Origin of the sequence: Pseudomonas sp. FG-3G, from assembly GCF_901007645.1 — a bacterium.
Classification (GTDB): Bacteria; Pseudomonadota; Gammaproteobacteria; order Pseudomonadales; family Pseudomonadaceae; genus Aquipseudomonas; species Aquipseudomonas rhizophila.
Genome location: NZ_CAAKGZ010000018.1, coordinates 140,991 through 165,363 on the forward strand (window position 1 = coordinate 140,991; position 24,373 = coordinate 165,363).

At 58.6% G+C, this 24,373-nt stretch carries 13 protein-coding genes; 3 read left to right on the plus strand and 10 right to left on the minus strand.

Features of this window, described 5'->3' with window-relative positions:
• The first annotated feature begins 302 nt into the window (after positions 1-302).
• The 3 genes from PSEUDOMOFG3G_RS09015 to PSEUDOMOFG3G_RS09025 all read left to right on the plus strand — a co-directional run bounded on the left by PSEUDOMOFG3G_RS09015 (position 303) and on the right by PSEUDOMOFG3G_RS09025 (position 5,009).
• Entirely contained in the window at positions 303-3,272 is a 2,970-nt protein-coding gene (locus PSEUDOMOFG3G_RS09015; RefSeq protein ID WP_139049671.1) for a DEAD/DEAH box helicase, read from the plus strand.
• Positions 3,273-3,769: 497 nt separating this feature from the next.
• Entirely contained in the window at positions 3,770-4,744 is a 975-nt protein-coding gene (locus PSEUDOMOFG3G_RS09020; protein ID WP_218938998.1) for a hypothetical protein, read from the plus strand.
• Complete coding sequence (locus PSEUDOMOFG3G_RS09025) at positions 4,716-5,009, plus strand: hypothetical protein (protein WP_218938999.1); 294 nt, start codon at positions 4,716-4,718, stop codon at positions 5,007-5,009. The genes PSEUDOMOFG3G_RS09020 and PSEUDOMOFG3G_RS09025 overlap by 29 nt, the downstream gene beginning before the upstream one ends.
• A 116-nt stretch (positions 5,010-5,125) precedes the next feature.
• Here PSEUDOMOFG3G_RS09025 and PSEUDOMOFG3G_RS09030 read toward each other — a convergent pair whose 3' ends face one another.
• The 10 genes from PSEUDOMOFG3G_RS09030 to PSEUDOMOFG3G_RS09075 form a co-directional block, all read right to left on the minus strand.
• Positions 5,126-6,484 (minus strand): hypothetical protein, encoded by a 1,359-nt coding sequence (locus PSEUDOMOFG3G_RS09030; protein WP_218939000.1) that lies wholly within the window; start codon positions 6,482-6,484, stop codon positions 5,126-5,128.
• Positions 6,481-12,789: an AAA domain-containing protein gene (locus PSEUDOMOFG3G_RS09035; protein WP_139049672.1), complete on the minus strand. Its 6,309-nt coding sequence runs from the start codon at positions 12,787-12,789 to the stop codon at positions 6,481-6,483. Before PSEUDOMOFG3G_RS09035 ends, PSEUDOMOFG3G_RS09030 begins: the two co-directional genes overlap by 4 nt.
• Positions 12,790-12,803: 14 nt before the next feature.
• Complete coding sequence (locus PSEUDOMOFG3G_RS09040; protein WP_139049673.1) at positions 12,804-13,448, minus strand: 4Fe-4S single cluster domain-containing protein; 645 nt, start codon at positions 13,446-13,448, stop codon at positions 12,804-12,806.
• A 2-nt stretch (positions 13,449-13,450) separates the two neighbouring features.
• On the minus strand, positions 13,451-15,283 hold the full coding sequence (locus PSEUDOMOFG3G_RS09045) for an AAA family ATPase (RefSeq protein ID WP_139049674.1): 1,833 nt from the start codon (positions 15,281-15,283) through the stop codon (positions 13,451-13,453).
• An 845-nt stretch (positions 15,284-16,128) separates the two neighbouring features.
• Complete coding sequence (locus PSEUDOMOFG3G_RS09050; RefSeq protein WP_257220688.1) at positions 16,129-16,965, minus strand: CmcI family methyltransferase; 837 nt, start codon at positions 16,963-16,965, stop codon at positions 16,129-16,131.
• 11 nt (positions 16,966-16,976) lie between these two features.
• The gene (locus tag PSEUDOMOFG3G_RS09055; RefSeq protein ID WP_139049676.1) at positions 16,977-17,729 is read right to left on the minus strand and encodes a trans-aconitate 2-methyltransferase; all 753 of its coding nucleotides are present in this window, start codon (positions 17,727-17,729) and stop codon (positions 16,977-16,979) included.
• Positions 17,726-21,964 carry an ATP-binding cassette domain-containing protein gene (locus PSEUDOMOFG3G_RS09060; RefSeq protein WP_139049677.1) on the minus strand — a complete coding sequence of 1,413 codons (4,239 nt, stop codon included), beginning with the start codon at positions 21,962-21,964 and terminating at the stop codon, positions 17,726-17,728. Before PSEUDOMOFG3G_RS09060 ends, PSEUDOMOFG3G_RS09055 begins: the two co-directional genes overlap by 4 nt.
• The gene (locus PSEUDOMOFG3G_RS09065; RefSeq protein WP_139049678.1) at positions 21,952-22,830 is read right to left on the minus strand and encodes a TauD/TfdA family dioxygenase; all 879 of its coding nucleotides are present in this window, start codon (positions 22,828-22,830) and stop codon (positions 21,952-21,954) included. The genes PSEUDOMOFG3G_RS09060 and PSEUDOMOFG3G_RS09065 overlap by 13 nt, the downstream gene beginning before the upstream one ends.
• Positions 22,827-23,525: a bifunctional 2-polyprenyl-6-hydroxyphenol methylase/3-demethylubiquinol 3-O-methyltransferase UbiG gene (locus PSEUDOMOFG3G_RS09070; protein ID WP_139049679.1), complete on the minus strand. Its 699-nt coding sequence runs from the start codon at positions 23,523-23,525 to the stop codon at positions 22,827-22,829. Before PSEUDOMOFG3G_RS09070 ends, PSEUDOMOFG3G_RS09065 begins: the two co-directional genes overlap by 4 nt.
• Complete coding sequence (locus PSEUDOMOFG3G_RS09075; protein WP_139049680.1) at positions 23,526-24,011, minus strand: hypothetical protein; 486 nt, start codon at positions 24,009-24,011, stop codon at positions 23,526-23,528.
• Positions 24,012-24,373: the final 362 nt, after the last annotated feature.

Consider the following 24,373-nt stretch of genomic DNA (forward strand, 5'->3'; position numbering starts at 1 on the left):
GTACGGCTTTTTACTGTCAGTCCTGGCTGGGCGACCATGATCCTGCTTCGATGGGTTTGAATCGTGCCCCGCGGATTATTTCGTCGAGTCTTAAGCCGTTGCCAAGCAAGGTGGATCGGGTAAAAAAGGCACATGGTGTCTATAGGGGCAGCAGCGTGGGGGAATATTGTAGCTGCTATAAAAACTTGAGAAGACTACCCCTACCTTCAATTGGATTGTGGTCTCAGCTACGTAGCGGCCCTTTGCCTTCAGCCTCCCTGCGATTAGGATTAGGACTTCTTAATTTCCATGGAGGGATTGGTATGGCGTTTTTCCAGGAGCAGGCGAGCGCGCTGAATCTCTTCCAACAGCATCGTGAACCCAACCGAGGTTTCAGGCCTGGCCAGTTGGGGGCCTTACATGCGGTATTGGCGCACTTTTCGGCGCAAGACGATCCCGCATTGGTGTGCTTGCCTACAGGATACGGGAAGACGTCACTGATGATGGCGCTTCCATATTTGTTAAAGGCCAGACGTGTCCTGATCGTAGAGCCAAATGACGCTTTGAGGAAGCAGGTCTCCTCGCATCTTTCCGAGCTTTCCACGCTACGACGCATTGGTGCTCTTCCAGATGATTGCATGTTGCCAGAAGTCCTTCTACACGTCGGCAGAGTTGGGTCAGTCGCAGAATGGCGATCGCTTGAGCGCTATGACGTTGTGGTTTCGACGCCAAGTAGCTCATCACCCATTTACGATTATCCCCCGCCTGCAGACCTATTTGATCTGGTGATTTTCGACGAGGCACATCACGCCCCAGCCAACTCATGGATCGCCTACCTCCAACACCTGACGGCATCCAAATTCGTATTCTTGACTGCAACTCCATTTCGTAGCGACCACCGCGTTATTCCAGGCAAACTCATCTACCGATACCCCGTCATGCGGGCGATTGATGAAGGTGCATTTGATCCGGTGACGTTCCGCGCTGTTCCTGTTGATGACGAACTGAACGACGCCGAGGTAGACCGAGCTATAGCACGGGTTGCGGTGGAGCAGTTCACCGAAGACAGAGCTAATGGCTACGATCATCGAATATTCGTCAGAGCTTCCAGCATCCAAGCGGCCAAGGATCTTGTGCCGCTCTATCATGGGTTGGGCCTTGCTGTAGAGGCAATCAATAGTCGATTGACGAAGCGAAGGCAGGATCAGGTTGAGGCGAAACTTAGATCGGGAGAACTGGATGGCATCGTGTGCGTGGACATGTTTGGCGAAGGGTATGACTTCCCTAAACTCAAGGTCGCGGCACTACATGCTCCGCACAAATCACTGGTGCCAACCATCCAGTTTATCGGGCGTTTTGCGCGCATGGATGCAGCGACGGGAAGGCCCACACTCATTGCGCCGACCTCCAGGGTTCAGGAGGCCACCGCTTCTCTGCTCAAGGAGGGGGTGAACTTGGCGCAAATGATTGACGAGGCGGCGCATGATCAAATCCAAGCCAACGTTCTAGATCAAGAGTTCATTGATAGCCTGCCTGTCCGCAGACAAGCCGAGTCAGACTACGATGCGGTCTCACCGTTGTCCCTCAATCTGTACGCGCACGTCCGGATTTTTCATTGCGAAGAGGCTCCAGACTTTCTTCGTCTGGACTCAACGGTCGGTCGTAACCTGCGGATTGCGAAACAATGGGCGACAGCTGACGGAAGCATTTCGCTGGTACTGACGGCTGACGAAACGCCACCACAGTGGATTTTCTCTGATGCGGTTATGGATGTACGCCACGATGCATTCCTGCTGATGTACTTCCCGGATTCTAAATTTTGCTTTATCGGCTCTACCCTCAGGACAGAGAAGCTCTACCTCTCCATCATGGATGACGTTTGTCTTGGCCATTGCCGCCCATTGAGCTACGAGGAGACTAGCCGGGCTAGGGCCGGGCTGGAAGCGGTGCATTTCTTCAACCTCGGCTTCAAGAGTCAAGCGCTTAACTCCCAAGGTGAGACTTATCGTGTGATGACTGGGCCGCAAGCCGAGCGAGCTGTAACGTCGGGTGATAGCAGGGCGTTTTCACAGGGCCACTATTTTGGCAGCGGTCATAACGGGCACATTCGTGAAACCGTGGGAGCGAGTAGCAGCTCGCGTATCTGGAGTAACCAGCGCCTTTCCACTCCGGACTTCGTCGAGTGGGTTCAAACATTGAATGCGCGGATTTCCGGCGATGCTCCCATCACCGCAACGCAATTGGATCAAGTGCGAATTGCTACCAAGTTACTCCGCCTGCCCGATGTCGTCATTGCAGCCAACTGGCCGCGACAAGGGTTCAAAACTAACCCTAGGCTTCGATACCGTGCTACGCCCCAAGGTCGTGACCGTTACTCCCGGCTGACTGAATGGGAGCTATTGGGCTTTCAGGTCGAGCCTGGCATAGGGCGCATGGCTTTTTCCGTTGTACACCTCGATGGTGCTGTGGAAATGTGTTTCCACCTCGGTGTGACAAGAATGATTACATGTGCTACTGCCGGAGCCTCTCTTGAGGTTGAGTCTGCTCACGACAGCTGGATGCCACTTGATAAGTGGCTGTCAGAGTACAGCCCGGTTTTTTATGCCGCTGACAGGTCGTCCTTCGAGGGCATGAATTTGATGGCGCCGCCACTCCTGCAGACACAGGGTTTGGCCCCTGGTGACGCAGCATCTATCGATTGGACGGGATGTGAGATTCGCGTCGAGTTTCTCCCGAACGACAATTCTGCGAAGACAGTCGCTCGTCGCGCAGAGTTGGGTGGACTCGTCACGGTTCAGGAGCATCTGGCTCAACATTTGCTCAACCTGCCGGATGTACAAGCTATTTTTTATGATCACCGGACTGGCGAAGCGGCTGACTATATCTGCATTACTCGCGATGCGAAGGGCGAAGTGAGTGTCGACTTCTATCACTGTAAAGGTGCTGGAGGGCCAGCAAACGGGGGGCGAGTAGGGGACGTGTATGAGGTTGCTGGGCAATTAGTGAAGTGCGCTTACTACTGCGATGTATCCACATTGCTGCAACACATGGCGGACAGAATGAATCCGGCACGCCATAGCGCTCCTTCATCATTTGTCATAGGCACCCTGAGAGATGTAGAAGAATTACTCAACGCAACCTTGGCAACAAGGCTAAGTTTTTGCGTGATTGGAGTCCAGCCAGGGATCCGTAGGACAATGGTTGATCAGCGTCTAAGTGATCTGATGTCGTTCTGTATCGACTACGCGAGAGGAGGAGGGACGGCCAAGGCTTATTGGTTAGTAAGCGAGTAAAACACGACTATTCCCATGATCTTGAGTGGCCCATAGTTCGATCTTTAGACGGACTGTGGAGGGGGCGAGGTCTTTATACTTGCCCCTCCGCCGAGCTTCACGCATTTGAGAATTTCGCAGCCAGGGCGCGCCAGTGTTGAGCGATGCCACTTCTGCCGGATATCCCGGTTGGTGAAAGCCGGCGTTCCAGGAATAGGGTTGAGGCTGATTTCTCCTATCCATGAGTGCTTAGTGAGGCCCACTGAATCGCTCTGATGTTCCCATGCAACTGAATGATGCAGAGTTTAAGTTGATGATGCGAGAGTTCGACTCTGGATGCAGGAACAGCGTGCGCTGGAGCGTCCGGTTCATGGCGAGGATCTTCACATCTGTCAGCGATGACACTGGTTCGTCGATTGAGGAGGAGCGGGCGTGAATGTCGGGCCTGGGGTCGCGAGTCACGAATTATTCGGAATTAGGGCTCAGTAATAATTTCTCTGGGGGACATGGTGGCCAAGGTGCATCTGAACGATGAATCAAATGAGCGAGAGCCTGCGATGACGTCAGACGTGCAAGACGACGGGAACGGAAGTCCCCATCTGTTGCCCGGGACGATTGCAGGTAATATCGGCGACCCGATCAGGTTTGAGCAGGTTGAGGATATCATCGGGTTCAGTGCTTCCGCTGCGATGAAAGGGGAGGACGTCAAAGTCATCACGTGCTGGGGAATTATCTCAGACGAGCCAGGTTTCCACCGTTTGGCCGAGTCGGTCGGTAGCATGATCCGAGCATGGTCCGAGCGTGTGCAGATGGCCATCGACGTCAGCAGTTACAAAACTGTCTTGCTGGTGATCCGGCCCGACAAGACTGCTGATCTGTGGTTGGATACAGCAGCCATGTCCATGAAGTGCATCGTCACTCGCAACGTCGAAGCCGGGACAGCTGTTTTCCTGAGCGACATCGGTGACGTGATGGCGATGCAGTTTCCCTGCGTAGAGTTCGGCAAGCAGGACAAGGTACTTTGCTTGATGCGCGAGGCTTGGGGATACGCCTTGGCGTTCGACATGAACCCGTCAGGTCAGTTGGACATGGATGCCTTCGAACGCGAGTTGGGCAGGCTGTACAGGCAGCTCAAGTACAGGCACTTGTATGAGGTCGTCGCTAATAGTGAAAGCCTGGATCGGTTGATTGCCCAAGGTTGGTTTCCTTTTGTGGAAGTCCTGCATAAAGAATTCAGCGGGATTTTGGGACTTCACGAGGGAGGCCTCGACCTCACTGACCTTGAGACGGAGATTGTCGCCAGCTTTGACCAGAAACGCCTTGATCATATGCCGTCTCGTTGGTTTGCGAAGCCTCACTTCGCCGCTAAAGAGGCGCTGCTTCGAGAAGGTGTGGAGGCGTTCGCTCTGGGTAGGCCCATCACCGCCATCAAGATCCTAGTCACCGAAATTGAAGGGATCTTGAATGTCGCTTACCAGTGCACATACTGGTAGGGCAGGGAAGACCAAGGCGCTGCTGGCATTCGCCATCGAGAGCGCGGAAAAGCGTACCGGTGGCCCAGGCACCTTGTTCCTCACCGCTGAATCCAACCGTTATCTTCTGAACTACATGTTCGCCAGCTACGATCCGGAAAATCTCACAGAAGGGGCTGTTTCCAGGCATCTCGTAGGGCACGGAGATGCTGGCAGCTCGAGCTACACGATGGTCAAGGCTCTCCAGGTGATCCTGACGCTAGACCAACTTGTCTTCTACACCTGACGCTGGATTGGGCCTTAAGGTGGTGGCTACAAGACCCGATGCAAGCTCGTCGCGGGTCTGAGTGCCAGGCGGCAGAACATGTTAGCAACATCTTGCGGTGGGATGGAGTTAGCGGTTCATTTATGAAGTGTCTTTTGCTGACCAGCGATTGTTTCTACGCCCGACTCGGAGACGTTCGTTTCTTTAAGTGGAACCTCACCTACCGAAAGCGCACGCTCGATGAGTAACTCGCTGCCCTTGTCTTTCAATAAGGCCTGCAGCCGCTGGAATTCGCCGCACCAGATGGTTTCAATGTCGCGATCCCGCGCCTTGTCGCGATCGCTGCTCAGGGCTATGGCGCGAACCTGCAGACGGCCATTGTCGGCTTTGCCACCCACTTCCACTCCGTAGCCGGGGGTAGCGGCTTTGCGCAGCACGACCTTGCCGTTTTCTGCCCAGCCAGTCGCCATGCCTTCGCGCACTTCGTAGCCAAGGCTGGCTAAGCCGTCGAGCACAGCTTCGCGGCGGGCGAGGGCGGCCTGGTCCTGTAAGTGGGAAGCGATAAGCGTTTTGCACTGCTCGATCAGTCCGGTGGTTACCGAGAGTTCGGTGTCGGTTGTACAAGCGCCAATATGACCGAGCAACGTCGCGTGTTCGATGCCTGTGTAGGTTTTGACTTCGCTGGCCAGATCCTGCAGTTGTTCGAGACATTCGCGTTGGCGTCGGAAGTTTCGGGTGGCCGCGGCGAGGTCGAGTACTAGGCTGTCGAGCAGCAGGTTGCGCCGCTTGGCATCGGTTTCCGTTTCAGCGCTTTCCAGTGCCAGGAGGAACGGTGCGGCACGCTCAGTGCCTTGCAGCAGTTGCAGTTCTACGATGTGGCGGTCAATGCGTAGCAGCCGTACGTCGCGCGTTGCATCCGGTTCCCGGGCCGCAATCCATTCGCGCAGGGAAACCTCGGGTTCGTCGACCTTGAGTTGCTGCGCCAGGGCGCGTTGGGTATCGCTCAGGGTTGGCTCCTCGTTTGCCTTGCTCAAGTGGGCGAAACCCTCGGCCAGCAGACGTTCGGCATCTTCCCGACTGACACCGCTGGCCAATCGTGAGAGAAACTCCAGCAAGGCCTGATCGACGTTTTCGGGGTTGGCTTGCAAAGCGTCAAGCAGGGCTTTTGCGTTTTCCTGGACGCGTCGGTCGCGTTGACGTCGTTCGGCGGCACGAATGATCGCGCGTTCTTCGCGGTCCTCCAAGTCACGGCGCAGGTGCTCGATCTCCACTGGCACGGCCTTCTGCAGCTCCGCCAATCGGTCTTCTGCCAGCAGGGCGCGAAGGCGAGCGTGTCGCCCCAGGGCGGCGGAACGCTCCTGTTCACTGAACTCGCCAAGCCTTGTAGCCTGTGTCTGCCAGCGGTCCACAGCGCGCTCCAGGCGTTGCAGGTGGCCTTCACAAATAGCGATGATTTCTTCGCGGGTAACAATGCGAACGACCTTGGGACCACTCATTGGCAGATTTCCGTATCAACTGAAGTAGGGCGGGGTTGCAGCGGCTGCTCGACTTGCATGGCGAGTTCGATTGCTTCACGCAGCCGTGAACGTTCACTGTCGCCACTGTGATACCAGGCTTGCGACGACACACGATGAATGTGCGGGATGGCGCGGTGCAGCACGGACGGGCGCCAAATTTCCCGGGCGCGGGCACGTTCCAGCAGATTATGGCAAGGCGCATCGCACTCGATGCCTATTGCGTACAGGCCCGTGCCTGGATTCTCGATGGCGAAGTCGAGACCGAAAGCGTCGCCTTCACTGGCGGGAGCGGCCTGCCATCCCAGGGAATGAATGAATTCACCGACCAGCCTGACAAAGCCATCACTTTGCTGACCTTGCTCACGATGCTGGCTGCTGCGGTCGGTCTGCAGGCGCTCCAGCAACTTGGTGCTGTTGCTGAACTCGCCCGAAGAGAGCGCGCGAGCATATTCCAGATAGCCTTGCAGATAGTCTCGCGGGCTGTTGGGGGCACGGTGCGTGTTGAGCATGTCGGAGATATCGGCGATCGGCATCGACGTGATCATTACCACCTTGCGCCGCGCGCGGGTCACCGCCACGTTCAGGCGTCGTTCGCCACCCGTCTGCCCCAGTACGCCGAAACTTCGGCGGAATGTGCCTTGGCTGTTGCGACCGAAGGTGGAGGAGAAGACGATGATGTCGCGTTCATCTCCCTGCACGTTCTCCACGTTCTTGACGAACACCGACATGTCCTCGCCGTCTTCGCTGCGCTCGCGCTCCTGGGTGTAGGCGGCGCGGAACAGTTCATCCTGCTCAGCCCGCTGCTCCAAGTGCTCCTCGATGAGGTCGGCCTGCTTGCGGTTGAAGGTGACGACACCCACCGAGGGTCGCTGGTCGTAAGGCTGCTGCCACAATTCGTTCAGGTACTCGACGACCCGTTCGGCTTCTTGGGCGTTACTCTGGTTCTGATACAGCCCACCGACCTGGATCAGCTCCAGCGGCTTGATGCGCTGGATGCTCGCTAGCGGGTGACGGACCGGAACGTTCAGGCGATTGCCATAGAACGAGGCGTTGGAAAATCCGATCAGTTCACGGTAGGCCGAACGGTAGTGGATTTGCAATGTGGTGCTGGGCAGGGCGTTGCGCGCCAGCTGCAGCAGGTCGGGGCAATCCTTGATCTCACGACGGTTCCAAGTATCTTCGAACGCTTCGCGCTGTTCCTCATCCGCATCTTCATCAGGTTCGTCGCCGTCAAACACTTCGGCTTCGTCGCTTTCGATGCGACTGGAAAAGAATGCCGTCGGCGGCATTTGCTTCTCGTCGCCGCTGACAACAGTGACCTGGCCGCGGAACAGGGTTGGCAGGGCGAACTCAACCGGCATCTGTGAGGCTTCGTCGTAGATAACGGTATCGAACAGGCCTGCCTTGAGCGGTAGCACACGGCTGGCGACGTCCGGGTTCATCAACCACACCGGGCGTAGGCTCATCAGGCCTAAGTTACTGCCCAGTTCAATGAATTCGCGCAGTCGTCGTGAGCGTTTGCCAGTCAGGCGAGTGACATCCTCCCATTGTTTGCGGTTACCCAGGTGATCAAGGTTGATGGCTTTGGCCAGCAGCTCGCGATTGAGCAGCCGCATCTGCGCATCGGCTTGCGCGAGGCTGGCGACTTTGGCACGGGCTTCGTCCTGGCTGAACAGCAGTTCGGGATTGGTTTGCTCGACGCGGTGTTTCCAACCCAGTCGAGCTTCGCGGTTGAGTAGGCGCCGCACCGCGGCTTCAAGCTGCTCGGGCGCAATGTTGTCCAACTGTTCTTGGCGTTGGCGCAGCAATGCGAGCAGCTCCAGGTCGGCTGCTGTCAACTGAGTGGCGCGCCTGCGGAATGCCTGGTAGGCGGCCAGGAAGGGCAGCGCTTCATGCAGCCGATCAAGAGACAGTTGATTGCTCAGATTGTGCTCGATGGCGTGCTGCAGTTGCTGCACCAGCTCATCGCCCAGCCAGTCGCCGAGGATCTTGAGTTGCTCGAGGCTGGATTGGCGAACGCCATGGCGCATCAGCGAAGCATCGAGATCGCTGAGCAACGCCTCGAGATGTTGTTTGTCGCCGGCGAGGGCGGCCTCGTCGGCCTGCCGGGCGCGAGGCGATTGCGCCAACGCCATGGCCAGCGCCTGGATTTCCAGCAGGTGACGGATGTCGCTCTTCACGAAGCTGATCAATTCCAGGCAGGCTTGCCGACTCACAGCTTCCAGTTCCAACGCCTGGTGCAGGGTGCCCAGCTCGGCGCGCAATGGTCGCCACTGGCTTTCAAGGCGGATGGCTGCCTGTAGGGTTGGTAGCGCTTCACTAACACGGCTTTCCCCCTGATCCTGAAGAAAGTTGCGCAGTCGCTTGCGCCGCAGCAGATGCAGCGGATTGATGTTCGCCAACCAGGACCGGGCAGCCATAACCTTGGTACAGTCTTGATCCAGGTGCCTGAGGGCCTTGTTTTCGAGCAGGCAGAGGGCCGGTGACAAGGCGGGGGCGTAGTGGTCCTGATCCAGTTGGCCGAGTTGCTGGTCCAGTTGCTGTAGTTCGCCGAGAATCGACTCTCCCCGTGGGGGTTGGCCCGCTTCGCGGCTGCGGAAAAGCGGTAGCCACCGCGCAAGGCGCAGACGTTGCTCTTGCTTCAGGTCGAGCAGGGCTGCGACATGGGCCGCTATCCAGTTACGGTATGGCGCCGGGTCGTCGATTTCGAAGCTGGCAGGGTGTGCTTGCAGCGTGGCCTGACGGTTGTGTTCGGCTTGGGTGAAGCTGTGCAGATTGTCGGTGAAAGCCTGCAAAGTCGCCCGGTCGGCGGCGAACGACTGCAACTGGGCCAATGGACTGCCTTCATAGCGTGCGGGTAACCACAGGCGAATCAGAGGGGCGCAGCTTTCTTCCAAACGGGTCAGGCTAGCGAGGTCCAGGGAGGCCAGGCGTTGGCGCAGGGCCGGAAACTCGAGCGGGGCCGGGCCGGATTCCAATTCAATCAACTCGCCGAGCAGCCTGCGATAACTGAGGCCGGTATTTTCATCCAGGCGATGCAGACTCTGGTGGAAGCGGTCGAGCTCGCCCTCCAGGGCCTCGATGCGGGCCGCGACCTGTTCGCGCTGGCGCTGCCAGCCCTGCGGCTGGCTGCCGTTCGTGAACAGGCTTTCCAGTTGTTCGCGAATATTGCGAATGACGGGTTCGCGGTCGCGGTTGACGTCATTGAGCATGACGATGCGTTGGCCAAGGCCTTCGGCGACCAGGCGTTTGTACACGACCTCCAGCGCAGCATGCTTCTGACAGACGATGAGTAAGCTGCGCTGGCGGCCGATGGCGTCGGCGACCATGTTCACGATGGTCTGGCTCTTGCCGGTTCCGGGCGGCCCCTCGACCAGCAGTCCCGGGCTTTGTCGGGCCTGGATCACGGCCGCTTCCTGGGAGGGATCGCTGGCCACGGTGAAGTAGCGTTGCAGCTCGCCTGGTGGTGCCGCGTGCGCGGTTTCATCGGCGGTCTTGAGGCGCAACGCCGTTTCCAGGCCGGTACCGGCGGGCGACAGGGTTTTCAGTTGGCGCAGGTCTTCACCAATGGCTTGCCCCATGAAGGTCACGTGAAACAGCACCGCCGCGCAGTCCAGCTCGTCTTGGTAGGGCGCGATCTCCACGGTGCTCGCGGGCAGGTTGCCAAGGGTGCGTGAGCGGATGGTGGCGAGCATGCCGAAGGCGTCCATCACATCCGCCGCACGAATTGACGAGCGGCCGAGCAGTTCATCGGCGGTCTTGCGCCAGCGTTTGCAGGTTTCGGCGCCGAGCACGCTTTCCAACGCCGGGTTGAGTCGCACTTCTTCACGCTCACTGTCAAACGCCAAGGCGGCGTGACCACGAGAGCCCAGCTCCAGCAGTAGTTTCACTGGCCACAGTAGGAGCGGGATGATCCGCGTACGCGTGGTGCCGCGAGGGTCGCGATTGAGCAGGAAAGGGAAGCCCAGGTACAGGCCGTCGATACCGGTGTCGCGTTTGTACAGCGCGCTTTGCCGGTACAGGGCATGCAGGCGCGATTCCAGCTGGCCGTTGAGCTGAAAACTCTCCGGGTCAAGGTTCACTGCCCGGGCATTACGTTGCAACAGGTGATCAAGCAAAGCCGCAGCCGGACTGCGCTCGCTGTTCAGTTCATTGATGTCGACCCGTGCGGTAGTCTTGCCGATGCTCATACGTACCAGTGGTCCGCGCATCACTGCGGTCACCACCTTCTTCTCGAAGAAGTCGAGGATCTGTGAGACGTACTGCTGTTTTTGTGGTTCCAGCCAATGACTGGGAGGAATGGACAGCAACACCAGTGCCTGGGCCAACGGTATACGTCGCTCCAGGCGGAACTGTTCGGCCCACTCGTCCACTACCGGCACGCCGCAACGGGCAAAGCCTTGGATGCGCTCATCGACACTGCGGTACAGCTCAAGTCGCGAATGCAACAGCAGTTGGGTCGCCGCTTCGGAGTCGAACCAACCGACATCGGCAGCCCTGGCCAGCTCGGCGGCGGATTCTACTATCGAGGCCCCCGAACGGAACTGACTGATCGCCGCGCTGAGCAGCACGATCAGATCTTCTTCGGCGATCACTCGGCGCTCCGACAGTGAGGACAGTCCCGGATGGTCGGTGTCTGGAAACAGGCGTTGGCGCTCTTGCCATTGCGTGGACAGCTTGGCGCGCGAGGTCGATAGCAGGAATATCCGCAGTTGCTCTTCGACCAACTCGATGTGTTGGTGCAGGGCACGCTGACGTACGTTTTCGGCGCGGGATTTGAGACGCGACAGCCAGTTGTCGGTCTGCAATTGCTCAAGCAGGTCCGGGACCGACCCGCTGATCAGGCGATAGCCTTCCAGTGGGTGCTCCAGTAGCCATCCTGGTGTGACGATGTCACCACGATGAATCAACGGGATTTCCGGATTGAGGATTCTCAGCGCCAGCATTAAACGGAAGTCGTCCTCAATCCCTTCGTGCTGAACGACCTGACGCAAGCCAGCGACCAGAGAAGGGGCGAGACCGACCTGCTCGGCCCAGGTCACGATCACACCGCGCAGCAAATGGTCCAAGGCCTGTTGCCAGTTATCCGCCTGGGCTGCCGCCAGGGCGAATACGCCGGGCTTGTGGAAGCGGCGCTCGCCCAGCAGTAGGGTCGCGCCTTCACCATCGTCCGTTTGCTGGACGGAAGAGGCTGGAGCCTCGACCATAATACCGTTGAGCCAGCCTTCGACCTGCGGCCATTGCCAGCGCTGATGACGGTCGCGTGCCAACAGACCTCGCAGCAGCAGGTTCAGGCGCGGGTCGATGTTGTCGGGGATCGGTACTCCGTTGGCCAGCACGTGAATAAGAAATGCATTGGCATTGATGCCGTCGAAGCAAGCGCCCTGGGTCAGTTGCTCGAGCAGGATCATACCCAGGCTCCACCAGTCCGAGGCAGCCGCAACACCGCCTGCGATGGCTTCGGGTGCCATGTAGCGGCTGGTTTCCAGTGGCGATACGATGTCCAGGTCGAACTCGGACAGGCGTGCCGAGCCGAAGCCGCTGATGACCAGGTCCAGCGGTTCGCGGGAACGCACCAGCAGGCTGGCTGGGCGCAGGTCACGATGGCGCAGGCCAGCCTCGTTGAAAGCATGCAGCGCCAGGCCCAGTTCGTTGACCACATGGTGCACGCTGTCGCTGTCGCGGATCACGCTGCCAAGTTCTGCCAGGGTCCCGCCGGTGAGTTCTTCAATGACCTCATAGGCACGGTCATCCCAGCGGCCGGTGGCAATGATTTCGGGTACGTGCTCGCGTGGCAGTCGGCGGATCACATCATAGATCGCCGGGTCCGGTTCGGCGCCGGGTCGATACAGGGTCAGGACCGCCTGTTGCGCGGTTTCCTCGTGCTCGGCGAGGTAGCGTTCTCGCACACCGTCGGTGCTGCTGATCTGACGGATCAGGCGCCAACCATCGATCAGGGTCTGGGGGATACCCTCTGGTTCGCTGCTGTCTGGCCGGGCGTCGTAGGACGTTGCTTGCGCAGGTGAGCTGCCACATTCAAGGCACATCAGGTCGCCATCGACCATCGGGTGCCCATTTTCGCAGAGCAGGTCAGGGGCATTCCCCTGAGTCGGACTGACCGGCGGGAGGGTTTGCTCAGTGACGGCGGCTTGCGGCCGCCAGCCGGCGGCATGAATGGGTTCGCCAGCGAGGTCCCAGCCGCAGGGTTGTTCCTGAATGAGCCCTTCGCAGAACATTTCCTGGAGGGCGCGCTCGGTTTTGCAGTTGGGGCAGAAACGTATCATGGGGTGTGCTCCACTCAGCGGCGTCGCGACGCGTGTGCGCTGATCTGTAAATGATGGCCTTGTTCATGCAGCAGATCGCGTAAGCGCAATAGGTCGTCACGTCGTGGGATGCCGGCCATCCAAACGCTGCCACTTTCGTCAAACATCAGGTCCAGCGCCTTGTCGGTGGGTTCGAGCAGGCGTTCGTAATGACCCAGGCGTGCCCGGCCCAGTGGCGTGAGCAGGCTCAGACGTTGATTGTCACTGCCGCGCAAGGCCATGGTCTGACTGAGTGCTTCGATATACGGGTCGCTGATCAAGGCATCTATCAAGCCCTTGGTCTGGAACAATGGCTCGTCGAGTTGCTCCAGGGAGTAGCCACTGTAGACCAGGATGTCGAGCTCGCTGAGCCGACGCAGGCCTTCGAGCAGCGATCGCAGGGCGTCGAACTGGTCGAACGGTTCCCCTCCGGAAATGGTGATTCCTTCGGCCTCGTGCAGCCAGGGGGTTATCTGTTCAAGCAGTTGCTCCAGCGACAAACGTCGGTGCGCGGGGCCCCAGGTATCGGCAGAGATGCAGCCTGGACAGCGGATGCTGCAGCCCTGGAACCAGATACCAATACGCCGCCCTGGGCCGAGGGTAGTGACAGGAAAATGCATGCGCGACAGGCTAAGGTCCATGTTCAGCGACGTTCCATCTTCAGTCCGGTGATGTCCAACTCGGTGATCGTGAAGTGCTCGCCCGGTTGCGCGTCCTGATCGAACAGCGCCCGCGACAGGGGATTGAGCAGGCGTGCCTCTAACTGGTTACGAATGCCCCGGCCACCGTTGGACAGGTCCTGCAGACAGAGGTTATGCAGTGTCTGGCGTGCCTGGGGGGCCAATTCGATAAACAGATTCTGTCCCTGTAGGTCGTCGAAGGTGGCGTTGACCATCTGTTCGAAGATCTGCACTGCAACGCCTTCGCGAATGAAGTCGAAGACGATGATGTTCTCACCGATTCGATTGAGGATTTCCGGTCGGTTGAGCACGAGCTTGAAATACCGGTCGATCTCGCTATGCACCTTGTCCTGGACTTGCTCGAAGGCTTCGCCCGGCAGGACGTTGGCAACGCGTTCGCCATTGTCACCCTGGCGATAGATTCCCAGGTTGGAAGTGAATACGATCAGGGCCTCCGAAAAGTACACCCGATCACCGCGGCCTGAAGTCAGCACTCCGTCGTCGAGTATTTGCAGGAACTTGTCGAGAATCCGTGGGTGGGCCTTTTCGATTTCATCGAATAACACCACGCTGAATGGCTTCTCGCGGATAGCATTGGTCAGCTCACCGCCGACGTCATAGCCGACGTAGCCGGGCGGTGCGCCGATGAGGCGTTGATCGGCATGCTCGGCGCTGAATTCCGACATGTCGAAGCGGATATACGCACTTTCGTCGCCGAACAGCAGGCTGGTAATCGTTTTGGCGAGTTCGGTCTTACCCACGCCGGTCGGTCCCGCGAGAAAGGCTACGCCCCGTGGACGGTTGCCCTTGCGACTGGCACCGACGCCTGTCATCGCACGCTTGACGATGTCGAGCATGTGCGTCACCGCATGCTCCTGGCCTTTGACCCGCTGGTGGACGAGCGCGTCCGCATGTCGGATACGCTGACGGTCGATCTTCAGCCACGGGTCCTCGGTGACACCGATCTTGTAGCGGCGCACCGCATCGGCAATCTGCACCATGGCCACACCCTCGACCCGCGCCAGTTGCGCAATGGCGCTGAGATCAAGCAGCAGCAATCCCTCGGTGTTCTGGACGAAGGCTTCCACAGCCTGATGCATGACCACTTCGCTGGCGCCCTGGCTGCCACTGAGCCCTTTGAGCAACGCCGGTGCCAATGCACGGCGGGACAATTGATCGGGTTTGGACACGGGAATGTGGCGCAGGCGCGGGTTTTCGACCAGCAACCAGTCGGGCAAATCACCTTCTTTTTCCACCAGCCATAGCAGGGTATTGAAGAACGGTTTGCGCAGCTCTGTGGCTGGACGGCTGCGAGCCTGATGGGATTGTACCAGGGCTTGGGTGAAGAGCTGGTGTTCAGCAGCACTGAGGGAGTCGTTGCGAACGACCAAGCGTGAGGCGAAATCGATGATCAGCGCGATAGGTTCGCCAGCACGACCCACCAGTCGTGGCAGGGTGGCGCCCAGCAGATCGATACCTGCGGGGGCTGCGCCATTTACCGGAGTCAGGCCAAGTTCCTGAAGCAACGTCTGGCCGGCTTCAGGGGCGGAGCCGGGTTTGTCGATTGTCCGGAAACCGGACACGGGATCCCAGGCGATTACCTGGGTGTAGCCGGCATCGAGTAGGGCATTACAGAGGGTTTGGTTGAAGCTCTGCGCGGTCACCGTGCCGGGCGCCACTTCACTGGCCTGCAGGTCGCGGATGTTGCCTGACAGGACGAATTGGCTCTTCAGCGGCAAGAAGCGGAGAAGATCTCGTAGCCAACGTGGGCTTTCAAATATGGCAATCCCTGACATGTTTCAGCTCGTAACGTTGGGGCGGTACGGGCAGGGTATTGCTCAATGCGCCCATTTGCCAGTGCGCTGCTACGAAAAGTTGTATTGAGAGAGTGCTTCTGAGGGGGCGCTTGTTTCACAGGGGCGTCTCCACCTCGGTAGGTACGCCTGAGGCGGCTCGGGCTAGCTTGAGCTGCTCGCACGCGGATCGAGTGCTTGTCGTATTGAAGCATCGGCGGAAAACTTTGCCCATGTGGCGTCCTCGATGTATGAGGCTGCAAGAGCACTAGGACCCGAAAGCACTGGAGCGTCTGGCCGAGGCGTTTGTGACGCGCAAGCCACCTTCACCTCGCTTGCTCAAGGAAGCGGCGATTTTGGTAAAAGTCCGCAAGGCAGTATTGGAAAACTGTGACTGGTTGACCGCTGTAGACATCGCGCAGATGGTCCAGTTGAGTACCCGAAACCCAGTGCTCAGCCTAACAAGTGGAAGAGGCAAGGGCAGATCTTTGCCATCAGCTACGGTGGGGGCGACTATTTCCCTGGCTACGGCTTGGATCTGGACGCGGGCTATCGGCCGTTCAAGGCCCTAGCCAAAGTCGTTGAGGCTTTTGGTGGCCACAACGACTGCGGGGGTATGGCTTAATGGTTCCGGTCAGATAACAGTTTTCTGGGCAGTAAAAGGCCCCAGGACCTGCTGGCATCGGCGCTTGGATGAAATCCTTGATGGAGGCTGTCTTTCACGACGTTCCCCCAACCCAGCGGGTGGGTTTTTGCCAATCCCCCACGCAGCCTTGTTCAACAACTTTTGTTTCAGCGGGCGTTCTCCGAGGTGTGGATTGACGTAAGGTTGAGCACCCCCGTCGCTGTCAGGCTTTTCTCAACCCGATACCTTTCAACAGCGGATGCCGGAGGGCCCAAGGGCATAATGAAAATTGCCGGTTATCCAGTAGGAAACGGTCAAGCTCGCGTATTGTGCCTGCGTCATCGCTGCCCCACAGATCTTCGATCACTACGGTCCCTCCGTCGGCTAGCAGATCAGCCCAGAGCCGCAAAGCACGCAGATTTCGTTGCGGGTCTCCACCCAGGTCGATGACAATCAACTCGAATGTTGAGCAAGTTCCGCGCACTCGGTCGATGGTTTCTCGGTTCATTGCATCGCCGACGAAATCATGTTGTTCGACTTCGGTCCAGCGGGACCCATCGATGGCGGATGTTAAGGGATCAATGTCCAGCGACACCACCATGCCCCCTCCCTGCATCTGCAGGATGCTAGAGAGAAACCAGGCACCACCGCCACGTCCCTTGCCGAGTTCGAGCACGCGTTGAACGTGCGTGCCAGTGAGGAGTTCCTGGAGGTAGAACAGGTCGCTAGGCATCTTAAGGACGACTTCGCCGAACCAACGATAATCCCGCTCACTTTCGATCTCGTGTATCCAATACCAGCGGTGATAATCCGTCGCCAAGGCAGTTTCCGAGCCCGGGATAGCATCTTCCGACAGAAGCGTGTCAGTGAATGGTGCGACCAGTACTCCGCGTTCGACCCATTGCGCAACGGCAAGCGACGCGGAACGAAACTTGGCATAGCCAAGCAGCTCTTCGTAGATCGCACGATCAATGCGGTGCCGTGTCCCGCGCGCCGCATGCTGTACCTCGACGAAGTCGGTGTAGTCTACGAAGACGATGAATCGGCTCAGTCGCAGCATCGGGCCCATCATCAAGGCCTGCGTCGAGCGGTGACAAATGGGCTGATGCCACGCTCGAAGGGTTCGCCCCGCCAGCTGTCGAGTACCTCGACTTCGATGAAGTCGAGGTCGCTCAGAAGTGATGTGAACAGCTGTACGTTTGCCACGTTTAGTTCATGGCGCTCCTCGAAGTGCTCCGCGGTAGAGAGGCATTCGAATTGGTAGTCGGCGAGCATCTTTTCGGCACCGTCCGACCAGAAGCAGTAGCTGAGTATGATATCGTCTGGCCCGCCAGGCCCCGGCTCTCGATCAACGGTGAACGGCGGTTTTTCTGGCCGAGCGTTAGGGGCATGGGCCACTTGCAGGATCAAGCCGCCACCTGGGCGCAGCAAGTGGTGGCAGCGCAAGAGAATATCTCGGAGTTCGGCAACGTCCTGGCTGTAATTGAGCGACCAGGAGAGTGACACGATGCAATCGAATCGTTGATCGAGGTCCAGCTCCTGCATACGTCTCAGTTGTGCGCGCTCCGTACCGACGCGTGCTTGCGCCAGTTTGAGCATATGTGGCGCCGAATCGATACCCACCGGATCCAGGTCGGCTTGCAGCGCTTTTTCGAGCAATATGCCGGTCCCGCAGCCGAGGTCGAGCAGTCGTGCTCGTTCCTTCAGGCCACGCGCCCGCTTGATCACGAAGTCATGATCATCGGCGTAGTGATGTGGTGGCGTATGGAGGTCGTAGCGATCCCCAAACTCCCCGTAGAGTTTGTAGGCCCGATCTTCGCTCATAGATCCTCCTTAGTGAGCACCGGCATGCTGGTAAAGGCTCGCGCGACAGCAGGCCAGAGCAGGTTATAGGGACCTTCTGCCGCCACACTGCACAACCTAGTAGCGCCGAAACGTTCGTTGTCGAGGGGGGTGAGTGCCTCGATCAGGCGAGTCTGTCGGTGACTACTGCGAGCATTGGGGGAGGGCATATGCTTCAACGCCTGACAGAGCTCGGTAACGGTCCCTGTTTTCACCCAGTCCGCGTAGCTGCGACCGGCGAGTTTGAATAAGAGGACGTGCTGTCGCAAGCCTGATCCGTTACACAGAGGGCAGCGGACCATGACCCGGGACGCCAATACGCTGTCGCGCCAGGGCCGGGAGCCGCGCGAAAGATTGTCACGTACATGGGCGAACAATCCGTCCCAGCGTAACCAGCTCGCGACTTCTTTTGGATTGCTAGTAGGGGTGCGCAGAAAGGTGCCCGCGCCGGAGGGGACCCAGAAGCCATGGAGGAGCACGTTGCGTTCCTGGGCCGAAAGTCGTTCGATGGGACGCTCGGCCGGCCATAGTTGTTCCTTTATCAGTCGTTTGAAGAACGGCACCAGTGCATTACGGTGTACGCCCTTGAGCACGTCTAGCGCCCCCGGCTGCAGGAAGCTGTTCTGCTCCACGGCTTTCGTTTCGTCGTTGATCAACAAGTCCGGATCGTAACTGACGACCTGTCCGCGACCCAGGCAGCATGGACACTGCCCGCGTGCGGTGTGTCGATCGAAATCGTAGGCGGATATCACGCGGGGGCCAATCAGGGAACGATCGAGATCCATCGCTCGTTCGCTGCAGGTCGCTATCACTTGCTGGCCTCTGACCAGCTCGACATAGCCGCCACCGAGCAGCAGCGCCAGTTTCACTGCACGCGTCCGTGCACTGCGAGCACTGGCAGCGTCGCAGGAAAGAGGGCCATCGAATGCGCGGACGCGGGATGCGATGTCGTGCTCTATCCATCGTAGCCCCTGCATTCGCTGCCGTTTACGCAGGTCCTGAACGACGCTCACGGGAACCTGTGTGCCCCAGGTGTGGATAGCCTGGAGCAGAGGGCAGATCATCAGTTCGGCATCTGCAGCGATCTCCCAGACATCCACCAGTGCGATGACATTGGCTTCCTGCTGGTTCTCGACTTCGAGCATGAGCAAAGCCAGCTCATGGTCGAGCGCTCCAAACTCAAGCAGGCGAAGATCTTTCAGGTAGTGTACGTCTAGCACGACTGCCGGTTGCCCGCCTTCATGCTCGAGTTCCTGCTCCAGCGGCGGCAGGTCGTGACCGAGCAGTCTTCTCAACCAGCGCAGCGCACTACTGGCCTCGGCTAGGCTGGAAGGAATGTGGTGTCGATAGCGTTCCAGATGCTGGGCATTCTCGTCCGGTTTCGACGCTGCCCGGAGCATTCTACCGCTAGGGGTATCCTGTTCGCGCACGTGGTTCGGAGGGCCTTCGGCGATCAGTTGGCCTCCATGTGGACCACAGCCTGGGCCGAATTCGATGATCCAGTCGGTTGCCGCTACGAGTTCGAGATTGTGTTCAACCAGTAGGACGGTGTGGCCCTGTCTGACAATCCGATCAAGCGTTTCGAGCAGCCGCGCGACGTCGTTTCGATGTAGGCCTGCCGCAGGTTCATCGAGAATGAACATCAACTTTTGCGAGGTGTGGTCACTCAGCTCTCGGGCAATGCGAAGGCGTTGGAGCTCGCCGCCACTGAGGGTATCGAGTCGTCTGCCTAGAGACAGATGTCCGACCCCCATTTCATCCAAGGTGTCCAGAAGCGACAGTTGTTGGTCGAATGCGGCGAACGGTGCGCTGCGCAGCGAGGTGATCGAACGATCGAGTACCTGCGCGATGTCGTGCCCTTCGTCGAGAACGGTCAGTACGGTGGATCCGTATCGGCTTCCCGCGCAGCTCGGGCAGACGACCCAATGGCCCGCTTCTTCTATTTCTCCGATGCCTAGGCACTGATCGCAGCGGCCTTGTCCAGCGTTGAGCCCGAAATCGCTGGCTGCGAGGCCGGCGGCGGCAGCGGCCGGTAGCCTGGCGAAGTGGTTTCGCAGTTGTTCAGCGAGCCCCAGGAAGGTCGCGACCGTGCTTCGTCTGTTTGGTATTGGCGTTCGCTGGCCCAATGCAACGAACCCGTTGAGATGTTCGGTACCCGATAGCGATGCCCAGCGCCCACGACGAACATCCACTTCTAGGGCGTCGCGTGCGGTTTGGAATGCGCCTGCGAGAGCGGGTACGAGTGCTCCGAGAACAAAACTGGATTTCCCGGATCCCGAAACACCCACCACGCTGACCAGGTGACCTAGTGGAATGGCCACATCGACACCCGACACATTGTGAATGTGGATGTCCTTTAACCGAAGCCTTGGCGTCTGCGCCTGCACAAGAGCTGTGCTGCGCTTAAGTCGGGTATCCGGCAGCCACCAGCGCTCCGGGACTTTCCCTGAATAGGTGACACGACCACCTTCGGGACCGGCGCCGGGACCGATCTCGACGAAGAAGCTGGCGGCCGCCGCCAATCGCCTACGATGATCGTTGACGATCAGGCTGTGGGTTCCACGCAATTCGGCCAACGTTGCTGCCAACCGGTCGACGTCCTCGTCGTGCAAACCGCGCGCTGGCTCGTCCAACAACAGGCAAAGGCCCGAGTGGTGGCCGTCCAGGGCCGCTGCCAAGCGCAAGCGGCGTGACTCTCCCTCACTGATTTCCAGCATCCCGCGGTCGCCACTGAGGTGGCCAAGGCCTGCGCCGATAAAACTTCTGGTCAGCCGGTGCAGCTGTTTCAGATACGGCATAGCCTGCTCAGGCAGCTTTCTAGAAAAATCGGACCCTGGGCTGCAAAGCGAGGACAGTGCTTCGAACGGCAATGCCAGAAGTTGATCGATCGAGTAACCAGCGAGGCGCAAGGCACGCGCTTGGGCGGACCAGCGGCTACCAAGGCAGTCGGGGCACGCGCCATTGCTCACTAAGTAGGTCAGTCGTTCGGCTGATACGCCACGCTTGTTCACCCGTTCGATGATCGCCGATTGAAACCCTTCGAAACGGCGTGGTGTACTTGTCTTGCGCCCGCTGTCCAAATCTCGGTCGGCAACCAGTGTTTCACCCGCTCCTTCGATGATCAGGCGACGAGCCTGCGTGTCGAGCTCCGACCAGGGGCGATCAGGATCGAAGCCGCAGAGACCGCGCAGCCCTTCGATCGTCTCATGTTGAATGTTGACATACTTGTAGTTCTTCTCTGTCCAGAGGGAGAAGGCACCTTGGTGCAGAGGGCGATCAGGATGCACTACCAGGGCGTCTAGATTTAGAACTGTACTTTCGCCGAGTCCGCGGCAGGTTGGGCAGGCACCCGAAGCCTCGTGGTCCGGAGCGTTGAACGAGAGCAGGTGCTCGCTCGCGGGTCGGTAGCGGCAAGGATCTTCTGGCGTAACCCAATGGTAGCGAGAGTCCAGCACAACGCCCCTAGGGGAGTCGATCAGGACGCGCCCTTCGCCAGCTTCAAAGGCGAGTGTCAGTAGCTGCTCCAATTGTTGTGCCGTGGTCTTCTCTGCGTTGAGTTGTATGCTTGCAACCTGGGTCTCCACAATATGCCGGGTGCGCGTGGCAAGTGGTTTGAACCGATCTAGTTTGAGAGTGCGGCCTTTTTCCCACTCCTTGGGTGAGTCGGTCTCGCTGCGCACGATGACGCTGGAAAAGCCCAAGGCGCGTAGGCGCTCCGCCATGGCCATCCCGTCGCTGGCCTCGAATGAAATTGGGATTGCCCAGATATCGAGCGGGCCTTGCTGATGCTGTAGCAACCACGCGGCATAGCTGCCAATCCCAGGAGGGGGAACGGAGACACCGCTATGTTCGGAAACGGGGCTGGACCATTTGATGAAGATGCGCCGAAGCAGGGGGAGGAGACTGCTCGAGGTTCCAACCGTCGTGCGTGAGGAGGCCCGGAAGGCGCGCTGGCCGATATGCAGGGTAGGCGGCATTCGACCTACGAATGCAAGGCCGATGGGTGGGGCGAGATGATCCTGGCTGACCCCCAAGAAGGACTTCAAACGCTTGCCCCCTTGGCGCGCGAGGATGTTCAGGAGTAGGGAGGACTTTCCCGATCCTGATACCCCTACGACCATTGACAGCTCCCCGACAGGGAAGCTGATGTCGATATCGCGTAGGTTGTTGGCGTCCGCACCTATGACATCAATGGTCTCGTTTTTTATTTTGGCCATGAAGGTTCATCGACCAAGTGAAGTACGTGTATCTGCCGAGCCTGGAAGTGCCGAGGGAAGTCGAGGTACTGAACTGTGCATTCGCCGCGATAGTGGAGCGCGCGAACGTTTGATACCAATAAGGTGTCCCCCATGCCAAGCTCGATGGGGTGGGACACCGCCAGTGCCGCCTCATGTATCGTATCCAGCTGTTCCTCGAGTGGGTCGATGAAACTCGCCCCTCGGCGTTGCGCCGCCTTCAAAGTTTCGGGGTGAAAGCGAATGGCCGACTCGCTGGCCATAGTGCCTGACCAGGATCCTTGTGCTCGATCGTCTACAATAGCGACGGTGTCGCGCAGAAGAAACCTTAGGGCCTTGTCTGCACCGCGTCGGCGAAGTTCGGCGAGCAGGTCACGAACCCGGGCGACGCGCAGAACGCCATAGCCTGGAGTAGGGTCGGGAATTCGGCAATGGATCAAGGTGATGCGTGGAGGTTCGCTCGCAGTGTTCAGGTCAGTATGAAAGTGGCCGTCGCGCAGGGTTTGAGATAGTTCGGTGGTCCAGGGCGACATCTTGAAGTGTTTGACGATCTTGCTTCCGCGGTAGGGCTTGAACCTAGAATCAAGCGCCAATGCTAGCAGCAGGGCGATACGCTCGTCGCTCAACAAGGGAGTGCCGCGTATCACTGCATGATCAAAGCGGTTCCAAACGTGTGAAAGCTCGACAAGAAAGGCTTTCCATTCGGGGGATGACAGCTCTTCGGCGAGAGCTCGTCGCAATGACGGGTCGAGTGCGCGCGTTTCCAGTGATTCGAGCGCCTCACGCCCGGTTACGGCCAACAGAGCGTCGTTTACGCTGGTGGGCAGGGTCAGTTCTGGAAGGCTCATGTGTGGCACTCGAAACGAAAAAGCAACTTGTGGCGAAATTGGTGCTCAAGCAGCGCAGCGACCGAGGGATAGGAGAATGACCCCGAGACGCTAGGATCATGGTAGACCCAGCCTGTGTCTCTCAAGGGGCGTACCGATGGCGCGAATCCGGCGCGTGCTCCTGCCGCCATTATTTGCAAAGGGGAATGGTCATGCACACCGTGCCCCAGTGCTTCCAGCTCATGCTTCCAAGTGGCCCATAGAGGGTTTTCCGTGTGACAGCCCAAGGCGAGGTACACGAAACCGCCAGGTCTGATGACGCGGCGTATGTTACCCATCAGTAGCGACAGGTCGCTGATGTACTGCAGTACTTCATGGCCCACGACCAAATCTACTCTGGAATCCGGAATGCGCGACCAACCCTCTGCGCCAAGCAGCTGGGTATGCGCTGCAAACCGGGCCAGACGCCGCTCAGCCACCCGCCGTGCACTCAGGAGCGGCTCAATGCCCACAAGTCTTGCCGGTTTGAACCGCTCGTGCAGTAACTCGAGAAGGCCGCCACGGTGGCAGCCGATGTCGAGCACCGTGGCATCAGACGGTACGCTTCGGTCGGCCTGTACGTGGCCCGCGAGCGCACGCCAGAAATGGATGTTGCGTGCTTCCAGCAACTGGTCTTCTTCATTATCGAAGAAGTAGGTGCGGATGATCTCCGACACTCAAGGGCACCGCTGCGGTTTGCAGCTTCGCGCTTCAGTATCGCCTGCGGTGGGATCCACGCCAAAGTGCAGTACGAACAGGTTCAGCGATTCTTCGAAAGCGGCTTCCAGGTTTGCTCGATCCTCTTTACCTCGCATACCGAAGTACGGGAAGTGGTGAAGATATTCACCGAATAGGAACTCGCAGTTCGCAAAGTATGCGTTTGTGTCGAGTATGTGCGCGTGCCAGAAATCATCGATAGGTCCTGACGGGCAGATTTTCTTACCCGGGTAGCGAACATTGAGCGCCAGAAACTTTCGGTACAGGCTTTCGACGTCATCGCAGTATTCACGAGTCCAGCCGCGCTCCTCCATCAGCTTGCGCCCCAGCATGGAAAAATCCAACTGGGCCACCTTGTCCAGTGCGGCCAGCATTTGTTCATCCGACTGGAGAAGTTGGTGCGACTCCTCAAACGTGAGGGGGCGGCAGATAGTGTTCTGTTCCATACAGGTCCCTGAATAGTCGTTGGCGGGAAATTGGATCCTAAGACTATAATATCAAGTGGCTATTAGGGAAGCAGTGGAGCGTGCTAGTCGTCTGCGAGACGTGACTGTCGTGTGGATAGCCGCAAACTAGGAGCTGACCAGGGGCGTGCCTTGAGGGTTTCTGGCGCTTCTTCAATGGCGTTGCGTGCCCTCAACACTACTCAGACTCACCGAATAACATTTTGGTCTCAAGCGCGGTCGTTTCAGAGCAAAAAGCTCCGAAATACTCCAAATGTCCTCCAGTAGTCTTTGATGGGGGTAGGGGCTCGAAAGGTGATTTTTCGCCTGATAAGCCGCATGGTGAGCGGCCGCTTATGGCCGAT

Bases quoted from the DNA above. Each gene is read 5' to 3' on its own strand.
- PSEUDOMOFG3G_RS09015 (WP_139049671.1), top strand. From the start codon at position 303: ATGGCGTTTTTCCAGGAGCAGGCGAGCGCGCTGAATCTCTTCCAACAG.
- PSEUDOMOFG3G_RS09045 (WP_139049674.1), bottom strand. From the start codon at position 15,283: ATGTCAGGGATTGCCATATTTGAAAGCCCACGTTGGCTACGAGATCTT.
- PSEUDOMOFG3G_RS09060 (WP_139049677.1), bottom strand. From the start codon at position 21,964: ATGGCCAAAATAAAAAACGAGACCATTGATGTCATAGGTGCGGACGCC.
- PSEUDOMOFG3G_RS09030 (WP_218939000.1), bottom strand. From the start codon at position 6,484: ATGAGTGGTCCCAAGGTCGTTCGCATTGTTACCCGCGAAGAAATCATC.
- PSEUDOMOFG3G_RS09035 (WP_139049672.1), bottom strand. From the start codon at position 12,789: ATGATACGTTTCTGCCCCAACTGCAAAACCGAGCGCGCCCTCCAGGAA.
- PSEUDOMOFG3G_RS09040 (WP_139049673.1), bottom strand. From the start codon at position 13,448: ATGGACCTTAGCCTGTCGCGCATGCATTTTCCTGTCACTACCCTCGGC.
- PSEUDOMOFG3G_RS09025 (WP_218938999.1), top strand. From the start codon at position 4,716: ATGTCGCTTACCAGTGCACATACTGGTAGGGCAGGGAAGACCAAGGCG.
- PSEUDOMOFG3G_RS09065 (WP_139049678.1), bottom strand. From the start codon at position 22,830: ATGAGCCTTCCAGAACTGACCCTGCCCACCAGCGTAAACGACGCTCTG.
- PSEUDOMOFG3G_RS09050 (WP_257220688.1), bottom strand. From the start codon at position 16,965: ATGCTGCGACTGAGCCGATTCATCGTCTTCGTAGACTACACCGACTTC.
- PSEUDOMOFG3G_RS09075 (WP_139049680.1), bottom strand. From the start codon at position 24,011: ATGGAACAGAACACTATCTGCCGCCCCCTCACGTTTGAGGAGTCGCAC.
- PSEUDOMOFG3G_RS09055 (WP_139049676.1), bottom strand. From the start codon at position 17,729: ATGAGCGAAGATCGGGCCTACAAACTCTACGGGGAGTTTGGGGATCGC.